General features: G+C 72.8%; 13 protein-coding genes. 4 read left to right on the forward strand and 9 right to left on the reverse strand.

Going from position 1 to position 18,138, the window contains the following annotated elements; genetic code table 11:
• Positions 1–61 precede the first annotated feature (61 nt).
• Together secD and yajC are read right to left on the reverse strand one after the other, a co-directional pair.
• On the reverse strand, positions 62–1,669 hold the full coding sequence (gene secD / locus DK412_RS28060) for a protein translocase subunit SecD (RefSeq protein ID WP_109974658.1): 1,608 nt from the start codon (positions 1,667–1,669) through the stop codon (positions 62–64).
• A gap of 87 nt (positions 1,670–1,756) precedes the next feature.
• Positions 1,757–2,086, reverse strand: a complete 330-nt coding sequence (gene yajC / locus DK412_RS28065; protein WP_093566757.1) for a preprotein translocase subunit YajC — start codon at positions 2,084–2,086, stop codon at positions 1,757–1,759.
• 214 nt (positions 2,087–2,300) lie between these two features.
• Between yajC and DK412_RS28070 the strand changes: the two genes are divergently transcribed.
• Positions 2,301–3,185, forward strand: coding sequence for an ATP-binding protein (locus DK412_RS28070; protein WP_109974659.1), 885 nt, complete (start codon positions 2,301–2,303; stop codon positions 3,183–3,185).
• Positions 3,186–3,495: 310 nt separating this feature from the next.
• On the opposite strand, the gene DK412_RS28075 is transcribed toward DK412_RS28070, so the two are convergent.
• The gene (locus tag DK412_RS28075; protein ID WP_109974660.1) at positions 3,496–3,645 is read right to left on the reverse strand and encodes a TFIIS helical bundle-like domain containing protein; all 150 of its coding nucleotides are present in this window, start codon (positions 3,643–3,645) and stop codon (positions 3,496–3,498) included.
• 77 nt (positions 3,646–3,722) lie between these two features.
• Entirely contained in the window at positions 3,723–4,619 is an 897-nt protein-coding gene (locus tag DK412_RS28080) for a histone deacetylase (RefSeq protein WP_109974661.1), read from the reverse strand.
• A 473-nt stretch (positions 4,620–5,092) separates the two neighbouring features.
• Here DK412_RS28080 and DK412_RS28085 point away from each other — a divergent pair, with 473 nt between their 5' ends.
• Complete coding sequence (locus DK412_RS28085) at positions 5,093–6,970, forward strand: autotransporter assembly complex family protein (protein ID WP_245571993.1); 1,878 nt, start codon at positions 5,093–5,095, stop codon at positions 6,968–6,970.
• Positions 6,971–11,287 (forward strand): translocation/assembly module TamB domain-containing protein, encoded by a 4,317-nt coding sequence (locus tag DK412_RS28090; RefSeq protein ID WP_109974663.1) that lies wholly within the window; start codon positions 6,971–6,973, stop codon positions 11,285–11,287.
• A 29-nt stretch (positions 11,288–11,316) separates the two neighbouring features.
• Here the strand turns inward: DK412_RS28090 and DK412_RS28095 are convergent, their stop codons facing one another.
• Positions 11,317–12,723 (reverse strand): MFS transporter, encoded by a 1,407-nt coding sequence (locus DK412_RS28095; protein WP_162596323.1) that lies wholly within the window; start codon positions 12,721–12,723, stop codon positions 11,317–11,319.
• A gap of 90 nt (positions 12,724–12,813) precedes the next feature.
• Between DK412_RS28095 and DK412_RS28100 the strand changes: the two genes are divergently transcribed.
• Complete coding sequence (locus DK412_RS28100; protein ID WP_162596324.1) at positions 12,814–13,725, forward strand: LysR family transcriptional regulator; 912 nt, start codon at positions 12,814–12,816, stop codon at positions 13,723–13,725.
• 4 nt (positions 13,726–13,729) lie between these two features.
• Here DK412_RS28100 and DK412_RS28105 read toward each other — a convergent pair whose 3' ends face one another.
• The 4 genes from DK412_RS28105 to DK412_RS28125 all read right to left on the reverse strand — a co-directional run bounded on the left by DK412_RS28105 (position 13,730) and on the right by DK412_RS28125 (position 18,138).
• Complete coding sequence (locus tag DK412_RS28105; protein ID WP_109974665.1) at positions 13,730–15,328, reverse strand: amidase; 1,599 nt, start codon at positions 15,326–15,328, stop codon at positions 13,730–13,732.
• Positions 15,325–16,419 carry a pyrimidine utilization protein A gene (gene rutA, locus DK412_RS28110; protein WP_109974666.1) on the reverse strand — a complete coding sequence of 365 codons (1,095 nt, stop codon included), beginning with the start codon at positions 16,417–16,419 and terminating at the stop codon, positions 15,325–15,327. The genes DK412_RS28105 and rutA overlap by 4 nt, the downstream gene beginning before the upstream one ends.
• 100 nt (positions 16,420–16,519) lie before the next feature.
• Positions 16,520–16,774 carry a type II toxin-antitoxin system prevent-host-death family antitoxin gene (locus DK412_RS28115; protein WP_109975544.1) on the reverse strand — a complete coding sequence of 85 codons (255 nt, stop codon included), beginning with the start codon at positions 16,772–16,774 and terminating at the stop codon, positions 16,520–16,522.
• Positions 16,775–17,358: 584 nt separating this feature from the next.
• Positions 17,359–18,138, reverse strand: coding sequence for an ABC transporter permease (locus tag DK412_RS28125; protein WP_109974668.1), 780 nt, complete (start codon positions 18,136–18,138; stop codon positions 17,359–17,361).

The following is an 18,138-nucleotide window of genomic DNA, read 5'->3' on the forward strand; positions in this document are numbered from 1 at the left end:
GGCGCGCCCGACCGGGCGCAGCGCGGATGCGGGCCGCCCGAAGGCCGCCCGCCGGAAAACGTCAGATCGGCAGGGTCTTGGGCCGCAGGCGCTGGTACCACAGGGCGATCATCATCCGGGTCAGGGTCACGGCGGTGATGACCGTGGTCAGGATGCCGAGGATGAACACCACCGCGAAGCCGCGGACCGGGCCGGAGCCGAGGAAGAACAGGATCACCGCGGCGATCGCCATGGTGGAGTTGGAATCCACGATGGTGGCGAAGGCGCGGTCGAAGCCCGCCTGCAGCGCCGAGGGGATCGAGCGGCCGGCCCGCACCTCCTCCCGCACGCGCTCGTAGATCAGCACGTTGGAATCGACCGCGGTGCCGATGGTGAGCACGATGCCGGCGATGCCCGGCAGCGTCATGGTGGCTTCCAGCACCGACATCAGGCCGAGGATCAGGCCGACATGGACGAGGAGCGCGATGTTGGCGAAGAGGCCGAACACCCCGTAGGCCGCGAACATCAGCACGACGACGAGGATCGTCGCCACGATGGTGGCGTGCTTGCCGGCCTCGATCGAGTCGCGGCCGAGGCCCGGGCCGACGGTGCGGCGCTCGATCACCGTCAGCTTGGCCGGCAGCGCGCCGGCGCGCAGCAGCACCGAGAGGTCGTTGGCCTGCTGCACCGTGAACCGGCCGGAGATCTGGCCCTGGCCGCCGGTGATCGGCTGCAGGATGCGGGGGGCCGACACGACCTCGTTGTCGAGCACAATCGCCATGGCGCGGCCGACATTCTCGCTCGTCGCCTGGCCGAACTTCTGGGCGCCGCGCAGGTTGAACTTGAAGTTGACGATCGGCTCGTTCGACTTCTGGTCGAAGCCCGGCTGGGCGTCGGTCAGGTCGGCGCCGTCGGCCATCACCCGGCGCTCCACCGGCACGCGCTGGCCGTTGGAATCCTTGGAGGGCAGCATGTCGACGTCGCCGGCCGGGCTGTCGGCGAGCATGCGGAACTCGAGCTTCGCCGTCTTGCCGAGCTGCTCCTCCAGGCGGGCCGGGTCCTGGAGGCCCGGCACCTGGACCAGGATGCGGTCGGCGCCCTGCTGCTGGATCGACGGCTCGGTGGTGCCGCCGAGGTCGACGCGGCGGCGCACCACCTCGATCGCCTGGGCGACCGCCCGGCGGATCCGGGCGTTGAAGCCCGGATCGGTGTAGGCGAGCTGGATCAGGCCGTTCGGCTCCTCGCGCACGTCGAGGGTGCGGGCGCCGGTCTGTCCGAGGGTCGCGTCGGTGACGGGCTGCGACAGGGCCTGCAGCTTCGGCATCGCCTTGGCGCGGTTCGCCGCGTCGCTGATGCGCAGCTGCACGCCGCGCGGCTGCAGCTGGATGCCGCCGTCGGCCTGCACGCCGGCCTCGCGCAGGGCCTGGCGCACGTCGTCGCGCAACCCTTGCGCCATCGTGCGGCCGAGGTCGTTGCGGTCGACCTCGAGCACGATCTGCGAGCCGCCCTGGAGGTCGAGGCCGAGCACGATGGCGCGGGTCGGCACGATCCAGGTCGGGAACCAGGACGGCAGCGAGTTGATGAAGCCCTTGCGCTGATCGGCCGAGAAGAAGCTCGGCACGGCGAGCATCAGGCCGATCAGGATCACGGCGAGCGTCGCGACGGCCTTCGTGGTGGAGATACGGAGCATCCGCGGCGTTCCAACCGGTCCTTGGGATCTACGTCAGATAGGGCGGCCCGGCGGTGAGGGCCCGGGCCGTCCTCGTCCAGGGTGGGATCAGGCGGCCTTGACCGGCTCGCCCTTGGCCCGGACCTCGGCGATCATGGTGCGGACCACCTTGACCTGCACGTTCGGGGCGATCTCGATCTCGATCTCCGGGGCCTCGGTCACCTTGGTGACCCGGCCGAGGATGCCGCCGGTGGTCACCACCGTGTCGCCGCGGCGCACGTTCTTGACCATGTCCTGGTGCTCCTTGGCGCGGCGCTGCTGCGGGCGCAGGATCAGGAAGTACATGATCACGAAGATCAGGATGAAGGGGACGACCTGCACGAGGATGTCCGTGCCGCCGGTCGCCCCGGCTCCCTGCGCGAAGGCGGGCGTGATCACTCTCGAGGTCTCCCGGAACAAGACGAAATCGGGCCGCGCGGGTCCCCGCCGGCCTTGCAAAAGCGCGCGGACTATAGCCACCGACGACCCGAAAGCAATTGCGGGGATCGGCGTTCCGGTGCCCCATCCCGGCGGGTTTTCGTCCGCCGCCACCTGGGATTAAGAGGCGCTGCCGGCACGTCCGCCCCTGCGCAGGAGCCCGAGTTTCCCCGCGATGACCGACACGACCCCCAGCTCCCTCCCCGATTCCGCGCTTCTTCCCGTGCTGCTGCGCATCGCCGCGGCCCTGGAGCGTGCCGCCCCGCCGGCCCGTCCCGCCCCCGACTTCGCGGCGGCCGACGCCTTCGTGTGGCAGCCGGAAGGCCGGCTGCAGCCGGTGCCGCGGGTCAACCGGGTCGAGATGGGTCTGCTGCGCGGCATCGACCGGATGCGCGACATCCTGTTCGACAACACCGAGCGCTTCGCCCGCGGCCTGCCGGCGAACAACGCCCTCCTGTGGGGCGCCCGCGGCATGGGCAAGTCGTCGCTGGTGAAGGCGGTCCACGCCGAGATCAATGCGAAAGGCACGCTGGAGCGGCCGCTGAAGCTCGTCGAGATCCACCGCGAGGACATCGAGGGCCTGCCCGCCCTGATGGGCTGGCTGCGCCCCGATCCCCACCGCTTCGTGGTGTTCTGCGACGACCTGTCGTTCGACGCCGAGGACACGTCGTACAAGTCGCTCAAGGCGGCGCTCGACGGCGGCATCGAGGGCCGGCCCGACAACGTGATCTTCTACGCCACCTCCAACCGGCGCCACCTCCTGGCGCGCGACATGATGGAGAACGAGCGTTCGACGGCGATCAACCCGGGCGAGGCGGTCGAGGAGAAGGTCTCGCTCTCGGACCGGTTCGGCCTCTGGCTCGGTTTCCACAAGTGCAGCCAGGACGAGTACCTGGCGATGATCGACGCCTACGTGGCGCGCTACGCCCTCGCGGTCGAGCCGGCGCGGCTGCGGGCCGAGGCGCTCGAATGGTCGACGACCCGCGGGGCGCGCTCGGGCCGTACGGCGTTCCAGTACATCCAGGATCTCGCCGGCCGGCTGGGGCAGCGGCTGGACTGATCATCGGTCGAAGCGATGGGCGGACGGCTCGTGAACCTCCGCTCGTCCCGCCCCCGGACGGGAGGAAGAAAAAAGGCCACCCTTGCGGGCGGCCCGAAGTCTAGGGAGGAAACGCCCAAAGAGGGCAGCAGGGCCGCGACGCCATCGCGACCGTGCACTGCGAAAGATAGGCGTCCCGGCGGCGTTCGCAAGTGCGAAATCGCACCGGTGATGGATTTTGTCCCGAACGATCGCGCCCGTCCCGTAACGGCGACACCCCCGCCGGGGGTCCGGCGGGGGTGTCGGGTCGTGCCTTGCGGCGTTGCGGGGGTCAGCGGCGCAGGATCTTGGTGACGAGGCGGCCGACGAGGTTGCCGGAATCGTTGTAGGTGACCCGGTCGTCGTAGGGGCGGTTGTCGGGGCGCAGGCGGGGATCGTCGTTCCCCAGGATCTTGGTGACGATTCGGCCGATGAGGCTCATCGCATCCTCTCGCGTGCTGGCGTTGCGGTCTTCGGGAGGTCAACGGCGAAACAGCCTCGGCCGTTCCGGACCGTCCGTCACGCCAGCTCCGCCATGGTCTCGAAGACCAGGGCGTGGCGGGCCGCCAGCGCCTCGATGTCGGTCGCGTAGCCGCCGCCGATCACCGCGACGAGGGGGATGCCGCGCCGGCGCGCCGCGCCGACCACGTGGGCCTCGCGCCGGCGCAGACCATCGTCGGTGAGTGCCAGGCGGCCGAGGCGGTCGTCGCGGTGGGGATCGACGCCGGCATTGTAGAACACCAGATCCGGGCGCAGCGCATCGATCAGGCGCGGCACGTGGAGGGCGAGGGCCGCCAGGTAGTCGTCGTCGGTCAGCCCGTCGGGCAGGCCGACATCGAGGTCCCCCGGGACCTTGTCGGCGGGATAGTTCTTCTCGGCGTGCATCGAGAAGGTGAACAGGTCGGGCTCGGTTTGCAGGCAATCGGCGGTGCCGTCGCCCTGGTGCACGTCGAGGTCGATGACGAGGGCCCGGCGGATCGTGCCCTCCCGCTTGAGGGCGAGCGCCGCCACCGCGACGTCGTTGAAGACGCAGAAGCCCCGGCCCCCGTCCCGCCTGCCGTGATGGCTCCCGCCCGCGGTGCTGCCGGCGAGCCCCCCTTCGAGCGCCAGCCGGGCGGCCAACAGCGTGCCGCCGCAGGCGGCGAGCGAGCGCCGCGCCACCCCGGCATCGACCGGCAGGCCGATCGCCCGCTCGACCGCCCGCGGCACCGTGCCGGTGACGACCTGCTCGACGTAAACCCCGTCATGCGCGAGACGGATCAGCTCCGGGTCCGCGGGCTCGGGCGTCACGAAGCCCCCCGGCACCAGGCCGCGGGCCTCGATCGCGGCGGCGAGCCGCCCGTACTTGCCCATCGGAAAGCGGTGGCCCTCCGGCAACGGGGCCTCGTAGGCCGGGTGGAACACGACCGGAACCATGCGACGGACCCTGTGGACAGCGGGGACGGGACGGTCCCGCTCAACGCGCCGGCGCGCCGGACAGCAGGCGCGACCGCGCGCCGCGGGCGGACGCGATCCCGCCGCAGATGTCAGAGGCTTAGCGCGCCGTCTTCTCCCGATCCGACCGGCGCGGCGGTTCCTCTTCGCGGACATATGCTCTAGGTTGTCCCGTGACCGGGCCGATCGACGAACACGGTTTGGACATGAATTCCCTCGACCCTTGGGGAAGGAACCCAGACCCGGGGGCGTAAGACGGGGCGCGCCGCGGGCGCGACGGTATTTCTCGGCGTTGCCCGGACGGGCGGGGCCTGCAAGCACGGCCGGGGGGCATGCGGGAACGGGGCGAAGGTCACGGCGCACGGACGGTGCGTCGGTCGGTAGGAGTTGCCAAGGCCCTCGGGCTCGGCCTCGCGCTCGGGGTCGGCGCGGCGGAGCCGGCGCGCGCCTTCGACCTGTTCGGCCTGTTCAATTCCGAGGAGGCGCCGCCGGCGCCGAGCCCGGCCGCCCTGCCCTACTCGGTCCGCTTCCAGGGCGTCGAGGACGAGGACCTGCTCCGGGCCCTCCAGGACACGTCGAGCCTCTACCGCCTGCGCAACGACGCGCCGCCGGACGGCGAGGGCCTGCTGCGCCGGGCCGAGGCCGATGCGGGCCGCCTCGTCGATGCGCTCTGGGGCTTCGGCTACTATGCCGGCACGGTGTCCTTCCGCATCGAGGACGTGGTGCTGGGGGGCGACGCCGCCGCCCGCAGCGCCGTGCGCGCCGCGGAAGCCGCGCGCAACCGCTCCCTCGTGGCGGTGCGGGTCTCCGTGGACCAGGGACCGCTCTACCACTTGCGCCGCATCGCGGTACTCGATCCCGAAGGCAGGCCGTTTCCGCCGGAGGCCGTACCGGTCCGCCTCACCCGCCTCGACGACGAGGCGCCGGCCCGCTCCGCCACCGTGCTCGCCCGCGAGGCGGCGCTGGTCGACCAGTTCCGCCGCCAGGGCCACCCCTTCGCCAAGGTGCTGCGGCGCGAGCCGGTGGTGGACCACGCCGCCCGCACGATGGACGTGACCTTCGTGCTCGATCCCGGGCCGAAGGCGGTCCTCGGGCCGATCGCCGTGCGGGGCACGGACAACGTCGATCCGGCGGTGGTGCGCTCCTTCATCTACGCCGAGCCGGGCGATCCCTACTCGCCGCAGGCGCTCGCGGACATCCGCCGCTCGGTCTCGCGCATCGAGGCGCTCGGCGGCGTGCGGGTGCGCGAGGGCACGGCGCTCGATCCCGACGGCGGCTTGCCGGTCTTCGTCGACGTCACCGAGCGCGCGCCGCACATCGTCGGCGTCTCGGCGCGCTACTCGACCGTCGACGGGCCGGGCGTGCGGGCCTACTGGGCCGACCGCAACCTGTTCGGCGGCGGCGAGACCCTGCGGATCGACGCCGATCTGTCCTATCTCGGCCTCGGCACCGATTATTACGCCCGCCGCCGCAAGCTCGCCGGGATCGAGACCAACGGGCTCGGCGGTCGTCTCGCCGCGACCTTCGTCAAGCCGGCCCTGTTCGGCACCCGCAACGACCTCTTGGCCAGCGCCTTCATCGGCCGCGAGGTGCAGCAATCCTATCTCAGCGACGCCACCGGCGGCACCGTCGCGATCCGCCACCGCTTCGCCGACGCGTTCTCGGCGCAGATCGGCCTCGACGGCCGGGTCGGCTCGGACCGCGACGCCCTCGGCCGCGTCGATTACGGGCTGCTGGGGTTGAATGCCGGCGTCACCTACGATTCGACCGACAGCCTGCTCGACCCGACCCGGGGCTTTCGCGTCACCGCCTCGCTCACCCCCTATGCGGGCCTCGGCAACAGCCCGGACCTCCTGATCGCCAAGGCGCAAGGGTCGACCTACTACGCCTTCGACGACGAGGGCCGGTACATCCTGGCCGCGCGCCTCGGCTTCGGCTCGGTTAGCGGCGCGAATCTCGCCGACATCCCGGCTTCGCTGCGCTTCTTCGCCGGCGGCGGCGGCTCGATCCGCGGCTACTCGTACCGCACCGTGGGGCCGATCGGCCCCTACCAGCTGCCGATCGGCGGGCGCTCGCTGCTCGAGGGCTCGGTCGAGGGCCGGATCAAGATCACCGACACGATCGGCATCGTGCCCTTCGTCGATGCCGGCACGGCCTTCGCCGGCACCCTGCCCGATTTCGACGAGCGCATTCGCGTCGCGGCGGGCCTGGGGCTTCGCTATTACACCGGCATCGGCCCGATCCGGGTCGACCTCGCGGTGCCGCTGAACCCCGACAAGCAGCTCAAGCAGCCGCCGGTCGCCCTCTACATCAGCCTCGGTCAGGCCTTCTGAATGATGCAGATGCGGGCCTCGCGCCTCCTCACCGCCGCCTTCGCTGTCGTGCTTCTGGGCCTGGCTTGGCTCGGCCACGCTGCCACCGGCGAGGCGGCCGAGGGCGAGACGACGATCCTCGGCGACCTCCTGTCCCGCGCCCTCTCGACCCCGACCTCGCGGGTCTCGATCGGCGCCGTCGACGGAGCGCTCTCCTCCGACGCCACCATTCGCGACGTCGCCATCGCCGACCGCAACGGCGTCTGGCTGCGCCTCGACAAGGCCCGGCTGATCTGGCGGCGCACGGCGCTCCTCTCGCGCCGCCTGGAGATCGACCGGCTCGAGATCGGCCGCCTCGAGGTCCTCCGCCGCCCCCTGCCCTCCGCCACCCCGCCCGCCCAGGACAAGGAGGCCCTGCTGCCCGACCTGCCGGTCAAGGTGGTGGTGAAGGCCTTCGCGCTCGGCGACCTCGTCCTCGGCGAGCCGGTGATCGGCGAGGCGGCCCGCATCGGCGGGGCCGGCCAGGCCACCCTCGGCGACCCGCGCGAGGGCCTCGACCTCGGCTTCGGCCTGCGCCGCCTCGACAAGCCCGGCACCGTCACCCTCAAGCTCGCCTACGTGCCGGACACCTCCCGCCTGGAGGTGAAGCTCGCCCATGACGAGCCCGCCGGGGGGCTTGCCGCGCGGCTCATGAACCTGCCCGGCCTGCCCCCGGTCAGCCTCGACCTCGACGGCAAGGGCACGCTCGATTCCTGGAATGCCGGCCTCCTCTTCAAGGCCGGCGAGGGCATTGGCGCCGACGGCAAGGCCCGCATCGACCGGGTCGGGACGGAGCGGCGGATGGTGCTCGACCTCGCCTCGCGGGTCGAGGGCCTGATGCCCGGTCCCCTCGCAGCGGTCTTCTCCGGCACCACCCGCCTCGACGGGGCGCTGCGCTTCGCGGATGCCGGCGCGGTCCAGGTCGACCGGTTCGAGCTGACGTCCCGCACCGCGCGCCTCGCCCTCAATGGCGGGGTCGACGCCGCGCGCAACGCCGACCTGACCCTCCAGGCTCGGGCGCTTCCGACCGAGGGCGGCGTCACCAAGGCCGGCGACTCGACGCTCGAATCGCTGATGCTCGACGCGAGCCTCAAAGGGCCGCTCGATGCGCCGGCCGTGCGCGGGACCTTGCGCGCCGCCGGCCTGTCCGCCGCGGGCAGCCGGCTCGGCCGGGCGAGTGCCGACCTCGTCGCCGAGCCGCTGCCGCGCGCTCCCGAGGGCCAGTCCTTCCGCCTCGCCGCGAATGCGGACGTGGACGGCCTCCACCTCGCCGATCCCGCCTTGCGCCGCGCGATCGGCCCGAAGGCGTCGTTCCGCCTCGCCGGCCGGATCGACCCGAACGGCGTCGCCGATCTCGACGCGGTGACCATCGAGGCACCGACCGCCAACGCCCGCTACGCCGGCCGGATCGGCCGCGACGTGGTGGCGGGCACGCTGCAAGCCGAGCTCCCCGACCTCGCGGCCTTCTCGCTCGCCGCCGGCCGGCCGCTCGGCGGGCGCGTCGCCGTCAAGGCGCTCCTCTCCGGCGATCCCGGCCGGGCCGGCGTCACCGCCGATGTCGAGGCGGGCACCGAGAAGTTGTTTCTCGGCACTCCGGCCCTCGACCGGACGCTCGGCCGCGACCCGCGCTTCACCGGCCGCCTGACCCGCCTGCCCGACGGCTATGCCGTCCAGGCCGCGCGCCTGACCGGACACGCCGTGACGGCGACGGTCGACGGCCGCGCCACCGAGACCAAGGCCGACATGACCGGCCGGGTCGATCTCGGCGACCTCACCACCCTCGATCCCGAGCTCGCCGGCCGCGCCGCGCTCGACGCCCGCCTCACCGGCTCGCTGGAGCGGCCCGACCTCGCCCTGACCCTGTCTGCACCCGAGGCCCGCGCCATGGGCCGCCCGGTCCGCGACCTCGCAGCCCGCGCGACGATCGCCGACGCCACCGGCGCCCTCGACGGGACGGTCGCCTTGTCCGGCCGGATCGACGGCAAGCCGCTCGCCGGCGACCTCCACCTCGCCCGCCGCGACGCCGACTGGCTGCTCGACCGGCTCGCGCTCACGCTCGGCTCGGTGAACCTCGCGGGCCGCGCCGCTGTCGATCCCGCCTCGCGCCTCGCCGAAGGTGAGGTGACGCTCAAGGCCGGCGATCTCGACGATCTCTCGGCCCTGGCGCTCACCCGCCTGCAGGGCCGCCTCGACGCCGCGATCACCCTGTCCCGCGCCGGCGGCCGGCAGGATGCGCGGGTGCGGGCGACCGGCGAGGGCGTGCGCGGCGCCGGCGTGGCGCTGTCGCGGCTCGACGCGGATCTCGCCGGCACCGACCTCTGGGCGAGCCCCCGGGTCTCCGGCCGGCTCAATGCCGACCGGCTCGTCGCCGGCTCCGAGACGATCGAGGCGATCCGCCTCGACGCCAAGCCCGCGCCCGACGGCAGCGACCTCACGCTCCAGGCCCGGGCCCGCGGCTTCGCCCTCGACGGCGCCGCGCGCCTCGTCCCGGCCGAGCAGCCGCGCCTCGACCTCGCCCGCCTCAGCGCCGTGCGCGGGGCCGACCGGCTGGCGCTGGCCGGCCCGGCGACGATCACCTTCCGGGACGAGGGCGTGACGGTGGCGGGCTTCGCGATCGCCGCCGGCTCAGGGCGCGCCAGCCTCGACGGCACGATTGGCCAGCGTCTCGACCTGCGGCTCGGGCTGAAGAGCCTGCCGCTGGCGATGGCCCGCATCGCCGCGCCGAGCCTGAGCCTCTCCGGCACCCTCGACGGCGAGGCCGTGCTCGCCGGCCCGGCCGCCAGCCCGGAGGGGCGCTATGCGCTGAGCGTCTCGCGCCTCGTGACGCCCGAGACCCGCTCCGCCGGCCTGCCGCCGATCGACGCCAGGGCATCGGGCCGGATCGAGGACGGCCGGGCCGGGCTCGACGGCACGGTGACGGCGGGACGCGGGTTGCAGCTCACGCTCTCCGGCTCGCTCCCCGTCGAGGCCGGCGGCGCCTTAGGCCTGCGCACCCGCGGCACCCTCGACGCGGCGCTCGCCAACACGCTGCTGGCGGCGGGCGGGCAGCGCCTGACCGGCCGGGTCGCCCTCGATGCCGGCGTCGCCGGCACGCTCCAGGACCCGAAGATCGACGGCTCGGCGGTGATCGCCGGCGGCAGCTTCACCGACCCGCTCCAGGGCGTGCGCCTCACCGACATCCAGGGCCGGATTATCGGCCGCGGCGACACGATCGTGATCGAGCGCCTGACCGCCGCCACCCGCAACGGCGGCACCCTGCAGGCGCAAGGCCGCGTCGCCGTCGAGCCGGCGGCGGGTTTTCCCGGCAACCTGACCATCCGGGCCGACCGGGCCGAGCTGGTCTCGAGCCCGCTGATGACCCTGATCTCCGGCCTCAACCTGTCGCTGACAGGGCCGCTCGCCCGCACCCCGCGGATCACCGGCCAGGTCGACGTCGTCTCCCTCGACGTCTCGGTGCCCGACCGCCTGCCCGCTACGGTGCAGCCGCTGCCCGGCATCCGCCACGTCAACGCGCCGCCGCAGACCCGCGCCCGCCTCGCGGCGCGGGCCAAGCGCGAGGCGGCGTCGCGGCGCGGTTCCAAGGCTCCGCCCTTCCTCGCCACCCTCGACATCGCGGTGAACGCGCCCGGCCGCATCACCGTGCGCGGCCGCGGTATCGACGCCGAGCTCGGCGGCAATTTGCGCCTCACCGGCACCTCCGCGGCGCCGGTGGCGAACGGCGCCTTCGCGATGCGCCGCGGCCGGATCCAGATCGTCGGCCAGCGCCTCGACTTCGCCCGCGGCCGCCTGACCTTCGCGGGTGACCTGACCGCGCCGGACCTCGACTTCCTGGCCCAGTCCCAGGCCGGCGACGTCACCGCCAAGATCGCCGTCACCGGCCCGGCCAACCAGCCCGACTTCGCCCTGACCTCCGAGCCGCCGCTGCCGCAGGACGAGGTGCTGTCGCGCCTCCTGTTCAAGAAGGCCTCCGGCGGCCTGTCCCCGTTCCAGGCGCTGCAACTGGCGCAGGCCGTCGCCCAGCTCTCCGGCGGGGCCGGCGGGCCCGACGTGTTCGAGAGCGCCCGCAAGGGGCTGGGCCTCGACAGCCTCGACATCCAGGCCGGCTCGAAGGGCGGCGCCGCGGTCGGCCTGTCGCGGGCGCTGGGCGAGCGGGTCAATGTCGGCGTCCGCGCCGGCGCCCGGCCGGAGGACAGCGCGGCCACCATCACCTACGACGTGACCGGGCGGATCAAGGTGCAGGGCGAGGCCGGGGCGGATGGACGCACGGCCGTGGGGGTGGGGGCGGAGTGGGAGTATTGAGGCGCCGAGAGGCCTGACCCGACGACGCCTCACCGCTGCCGTGTCGCGTCATCCGGGAGCAGGCGGCAGGCCGCGAGCCCGACCAGTCCGGTGACGGCGGCGAACCCGAACACGGGTGCGTAACCTGCACCGTTCGATTCCGTCGATGCCAGCACGCCGAGGGCCGCGACGCCGAGCGCGAACCCGCCCTGCCGCGCCACCATCGTGACCGCCGAGGCCATGCCCGCGGTCTCGGACCGTGCCAGCGCGACGATGGCGCCGGAGAGCTGGGGATGCGCGAGGGCCGCCCCGGCTCCGACGGCGACCATGCCGGCGAGGGCGCCGACGAGGGCCGGGGTGCCGGCCGGTGGGCCGGCGAGGGACGCTCCTGCCAGGACCCCATTCCCGACGACGATCAGGACGAGCGCGCTCCCGAAGGCACGCCGCCAGCCCAGACTCTGCACCCTGCGGCCGCCCACCGGCGGCAGCACCAGCATCGGCAGCGTCGCGGCGAGCAGAGCGACGCCGGCCGCCTGCGCGTCCAGCCCGAAGGCGGCCAGGAGGAAGGCCGGCAGGTAGACCAGAACGGCCCAGTAGCCCGCCGAGACGGCGATCAGCAGAACGACGATGGCCTGGACCGTGCGATCCGACACGAGGACCGGGTGGATCAGCGGGTGGGGCCGGCCACGCTGTCTCCACGCGAAGGCCAGGGCGAGCGCGAGGCCGGCGGCCAGGCTGACGAGGCAGCGGACCGGATCCCGAGCCTGAAGGCAGCCCTCGATCGCGAAGCCGAGCGCACAGGTCAGGAGGACCAGTCCTGGCCAGTCGATCGGTGTCCGGGATGCCGCCCGCCCCTCGCCGGCGAGGCGCGGCACGGCGAGCGCGATGAAGGCGCAGGGCAGGACGTTGGCGAGAAAGATCGCCCGCCACCCGAGCCAGGCGGCGAGCAGGCCGCCGAGAGTCGGCCCCAGCGCCATCGCGACGCCCGACAGGATTCCGATCAGGGCGTAGGCGCGCGCCCGCAGCGAGGCGTCCGGGAAAGCGGCCGCGATCGACGCGAGGGCACCGGTGATCAGCAGGGCCGATCCGATCCCCTGCCCGGCGCGGGCCGCCCACAGGGCGGGCGCGGTCGAGGCGAGCGCGCAGGCGAGCGAGGCGGTGATGAACACCGCGTTGCCGACGAGCAGCGACCGGCGCCGGCCGTAGCGGTCCGCCAGGGCCCCGGCGGCCAGGAGCGCAGCGGTGAAGGCGAGGCTGTAGGCGTCGATGACCCAGGCGAGGCCCGGCAGGCCGACGGCGAGATCGCGGCCGATCTCCGGCATGACGACCACCAGGGCGGTCACGTCGAACTGCGTCAGGAAGGCGCCCAGGCCCAGGACGCCGGCGGTGAGGCGGGCGCGCCGATCCCAGGCGACGGAGGGATCGACGGTGACGGAGAGATCGCGGGAGATGGTCATGATCGCGATCAGCACGGCGCGACCGACGCGAAGCAAATGAGAGTTGCCACAACCCGCATGAACCCGTTTCTTGGGGCCGGAACGATGCCGATGCGCCGATTGCCTCCCTTTTCCGGTCTCGTGGCGTTCGACGCCGTGCTGCGCCACGCCAGCGTGACGCGGGCCGCGGCCGAGCTCGGCCTCACCCAGAGCGCGGTCAGCCACCGCCTGCGCGGGCTCGAAGAGCATTTCGGCGTCCCGCTGCTGGAGCGGCTCAATCCGGGCCTGAGGCCGACGCCGGCGGGCGAGCGCCTCGCGCGGGACATCGCCCCGCTGCTCGAGACGCTGGCGGGGCTGCGGGAGCGGGTGTCGGGCGAGCGGGCCGCGCGGCCATTCCGGATCGGCGTCAGCGGCACGCTGCTCGCCTGGTGGCTCTCGCCGCGGCTTCCGGACCTGATCGCGGCGTTTCCGGACCGCACGATCGAGGTGACGACGTGGGAGAGCCGGCTCTGGGACGGCAAGCCGGGCATGATGCCGGACGAGGCCGATCTGGCGCTGCTCTGGATCCCGCGCGCGTTGCAGGAGAGCGGCCGGTGCGAGGTGCCGTTTCCGGCCGAGACCGTCTTTCCGGTCGCCGCCCCCGCGCTCCGCCGCGCCGGCCGGGAGGAGGATTGGCGCCGGCTGCCGCTGCTCGCGAAGGGGCAGGCCGCCGACGCCGCCGGCGGCGAATGGTCCTGGGCGACGTGGCTCGGCGACGAGGGACGGCGCCCGCCCGCGATGCGCTTTCGCGATATCGGCGGGGCCCTGCACGCGGCGCAGGACGGCAACGGCGTCGTGCTCGCCCGCTCGCTCCTCGTCGCCGACGCGCTCCGCCGTCGCCGGCTGACCCGGCTGGTGCGGCGGGCCGAGATGCGGCCCTGCTCCAAGATCCAGGTGGCGCGCTGGAGCGATCAGGCCAACGAGGTCGCCCCCGCGATGGCGGCGTGGCTCGTCGCGGCGGCGGAACGGACCCTCGGGCGCTGAGCGCTCATCCCGCCTCCGGCGGCCTCGCGAGGTGATGCCCCGTCTCCCGCTGGAACGCCGCCCCTACGCGTAAGCACAGCGCATCGTCGTACGGCTTGCCCACCACCTGCGCGGCGACCGGCAGGCCGGTGCGACCGAGGCCGGTCGGCAGCATCAGGGCCGGGAGGCCCGTGTAGTCGAACAGCATCGTGTTGCGCGGCAGCACCGCCTGGAGTGGATGGGCCTCGCCGTTCACCTCGACCGTGAGGGTGTCGAGGGACGCCGCCTCTCCGCCGAGGCCCGGGGTCACCAGCACGTCGACGTCGCTCAAGGCGTCGAGGACCTGCGCCAGCACGACCGGCCGCCGGCGCAGGGCGCGCAGGTAGTCGGTGGCGGTAAAGAGCCGGCCCTGCTCCATCCGGGCGCGGGTGCCGGGATCGAGCGCTGCGGCGCGGTCGAGGTCGGGCTCCTGGAGCGCGGCCAGCTCCGCCATCACGATCGTGTAGCCGTCCTGATGCGCGGTGGCGACCGGCCCAAGACCGACCGGCTCAAGATCGACCGGCACGAGGCGCGCGCCCTGCCGCTCCAGCTCCCGCAGCAGCGCCTGCCAGGCGACGAGCACGGCCTCGTCCTGCATCGCCGTGAACCAGCCGTCGGGCACGCCGACCCGCAAGCCCGACAGATCCCGCGCCCGGGTCGCGTCGTAGCGGCCGGCGGCGTGCGGGTCGGCGCCGTCGGGGCCGGCGATCCAGGGCATCACCCGGGCGAGATCCGCGGCCGAGCGGGCCATCGGGCCGACATGGTCGAGGGTCCAGGACAGCGGCGCGACGCCGGTCCGCGGCACCAGCCCGCGGGTCGGCTTGAGGCCGGTGATGCCGCACCACGCCGCCGGCACCCGGATCGAGCCGCCGGTATCGGTGCCGAGCGCCAGCGGCAGCAGCCGGGCGGCGAGCGCGGCGCCGGAGCCGGTGGAGGAGCCGCCGGTCCAGCGTGTCCGGTCCCACGGATTGGCGACCGCGCCGTAACGCGGGTTGTGGGCCGAGCCGCAGGCGAATTCGGTGGTGGCGAGCATGGCGAGCGGGATCGCGCCGGCGGCCCTGAGCCGCGCCACCACGGTCGCATCGGCCTCGGCCACCCGGTCGCCGGTGAGGCGCGAGCCGCAGGTGACGGGGGCGCCGGCGCAGTCGATGATGTCCTTGATGCCGAAGGGCACGCCTTCGAGGGGGCGGGCCTGCCCCGCCCTGATGCGCCGGGCGCTCTCCTCGGCCGCCTCGTCCGCGCCCGGCACCGGGGCCAGGACCGCATCGCGCCCTGACGGGTGACGGGCGATGCGCTCGCGAAGCCTCGCGACGAGGGCCACCGGATCGGTCGTCCCGGCCGCGTAGGCGGCCTGGAGCGCGCCGATCCCGAGGGTATGGAGCGGGCCGTCGGCGACGGGCGGCAGGGCCGGTGCGATCGCCGCCGCTTCCGCGGTCGCGTCGGCGGCCTCGCGCAGGCGCTGCTCGGCCTGGGCCGGCTCGGGCGCGTCCCGCTCCCAGGACGAGGGCAGGTCGCGGGCCGGGACCGGCTCCGCCACCGTGCCGGCCAGGATGGTGCGGGCGATGAGCGCGTCGGAGACCGTCACGCGGCGATCTCCCGACGATCTTGCAGGCGATCCTGCCGGCAGGCCATCAGCGGCTGGATCTTGGTCCCGAAAATGTCGAGGCCGGCGAGGAAGTCGTCGAAGGTCAGCATGATGCCCTTCACCCCCGGCACCGATGCCGCCTCGTCGAGCATCCGCGCCACCTTGGCGTAGGAGCCGACGAGGGTCCCCATGTTGAAGTTCACCGCGCCCTCGGGAAGGTTCATCCAGGTCGCGGTCGAATCGGCCGAGGCGTTCTTGTCCTGCGTGCTCTGGTCGAGCATCCAGGCCAGGGCCGCGACGTCGGCGCCCTGGCGGTAGGCCATCCAGCGGTCCTCGGCCGCCGCGTCGGTCTCGTCGGCGATCACCATCATCAGCACGTAGGAGCCGACGTCGCGGCCGGTCTTGGCCGTCGCCTCGATCAGCCGGGCGCAGGTCGGCGCGCAGGCCGTCGGCGTGTTGAGGCCGGTGCCCAGCACGAAGTTGTAGTCGGCGTACTGCGCGGCGAATTCCATGCCGCGCCCGCTCTGCCCGGCGGCGACGATCGGGATCGGGCCGGAGGGCGCGGGCTTCATCATGCAGCCCTCCATCCGGAAATGCCCGCCCTGGAAGTCGGAGTGCCCGGTCTCCCACAATTCCTTCATCACCCGGACGTACTCGGTGGAGTAGTCGTAGCGGTAGCCGAAATAGTCGTCGCCGGGCCATAGGCCCATCTGCGAATACTCCGCCTTCTGCCAGCCGGAGACGATGTTCACCCCGAAGCGGCCGGGGGCGATCGAATCGATCGTGGTCGCCATGCGGGCGACGAGGGCCGGCGGCAGGGTCAGCACCGCGGTCGAGGCGAAGAGCTTGATCCGCTCCGTCACCGCCGCGAGGCCCGACATCAGGGTGAAGGATTCGAGGTTGTAGTCCCAGAACTCGGTCTTGCCGCCGAAGCCGTGCAGCTTGATCATCGAGAGGGCGAAATCGAGCCCGTAGCCTTCCGCCTTCTGCACGATCGCCTTGTTGAGGGCGAAGCTCGGCTTGTATTGCGGGGCCGCCTCCGAGATCAGCCAGCCGTTGTTGCCGATCGGGATGAACACGCCGACATCCATGCGCGAAGCTCCGGGTTCCGGTGGGCGGCCGGGAGGCCGTCCGGAGGGGCTTTGCAGGATCGGGGCCGTTTTCCAGTGACGCGGGCCGGAGAGGCGCCGGTCAAGCGGGCAGGCCGTCGTCGTCGTAGAGGAAGTCCTGGCTCCGGGCGGCCGACGGCCCCGGCGTCACTCTTGCACGGCCGGCGTCCCGTGCCGCCATGAGGATCCGCTCGCGGTCCGCTGCGGACTGCACCGCGATCGGCACGAGCCGCGCGACGTCCCGGCCGTCTTGCGTCAGGATCACGTCGTGGCCGGCTTCTGCCTGCTGCACAAGATCGGCCAACTGCCCTTCCGCTTCCGCAACGGAGATCCTCATCTCGCCATCCCAACCGTATCCGGCCTGGAGAACAGACGGCATCAGCGTATCATCTGATGTACATGTCGCCCAGAATCGCACCATGTCCCCACCCACTATCCGGATCGCCCACGACCCCGAAGCGGACGTCTGGGACGTGTACATGAGCGACGTGCAGGGATTGAGCGCCGAGGCGCCGACTGCGGAGACCCTCATCGCCCGCATCCCGATCATTATCGCCGATCTGCGCGACGAGGACGAGCCCGTCCCGATAAGGCCAGGGTTGCAAGCAGCCAAGATCCGTTGGAGCGACATTCCGTTTCCTCTTCTCGCCCTTTCCCGGACGACTGCAACGAAGTGGAAGGAGATCCGGGATCCAGCACAAAAAGTCGCGAAGCGTCTTTATGCCAGCAACGGTGCAGCATTCAGAGCCGCTTCGCGGCAAGTCCTTGTGCTGGATCCCAGATCTCCTTCCGCTGACGCTCCAGTCGTCTGGGAAAGGGCGAGAAGCGGAAGCGAGTTGATAGATCGAGAAAGCTCAGCCGTGCTACACCTTTGCTCTACGCCGTGTCGTGTACCGTGTTGCAACGCGATCGGACAGGGCTCTAGCGCCCCCGCCGCGCGGTCAGCACCGACGCCCCCAGCACCGCCAGGCTCACCGCTCCGATCAGGAGGGTCGAGATCGCGTTGATCTCCGGGGTCACGCCGAGGCGGACCTGGCTGTAGAGGCGCATCGGCAGGGTGGTGGCGCCCGGCCCCGAGACGAAGCTCGCGATCACGAGGTCGTCCATCGACAGGGTGAAGGCGAGGAGGAAGCCGGCGATCACGGCCGGAGCGATCAGCGGCAGGGTCACGGTGCGAAACACCGCGACGGGCGTCGCACCGAGGTCGGCGGCGGCTTCGAGGAGCGAGTGGTCGAGGTGGCGCAGGCGCGCCTGCACCACGACGGCGACGAAGCAGAGCGTGAAAGTCGCATGCGCGATCACGATGGTCCAGAAGCCGCGGGGAATCCCGAGCCCCACGAAGAGCAGGAGCAGCGACAGGCCGGTGATCACCTCCGGCATCACCATCGGGGCGTAGACGAGCCCGGTGAGGAGCGGCCGGCCGGGGAAGCGCCGGCGCCCGTCCAGCGCCAGCGCCGCGAGCGTGCCGAGCACCGTCGCGAGGCTCGCCGAGGCCAGCGCCACCTTGAGGGTGACGAGGGTGGAATCGACGAGCGGGCCGTTGTCGAGGAGGCCGGCATACCACTGCGTCGAGAATCCAGCCCAGACCGTGACGAGGCGCGAGGCGTTGAACGAGTAGACGACGAGCAGCAGGATCGGCCCGTACAGGAAGGCCATCCCGAGGCCGAGCGCGGCCCAGGCGAGCGGGTGGGCGCGGTGCAT

Source organism: Methylobacterium sp. 17Sr1-1, assembly GCF_003173775.1.
Classification (GTDB): domain Bacteria; phylum Pseudomonadota; class Alphaproteobacteria; order Rhizobiales; family Beijerinckiaceae; genus Methylobacterium.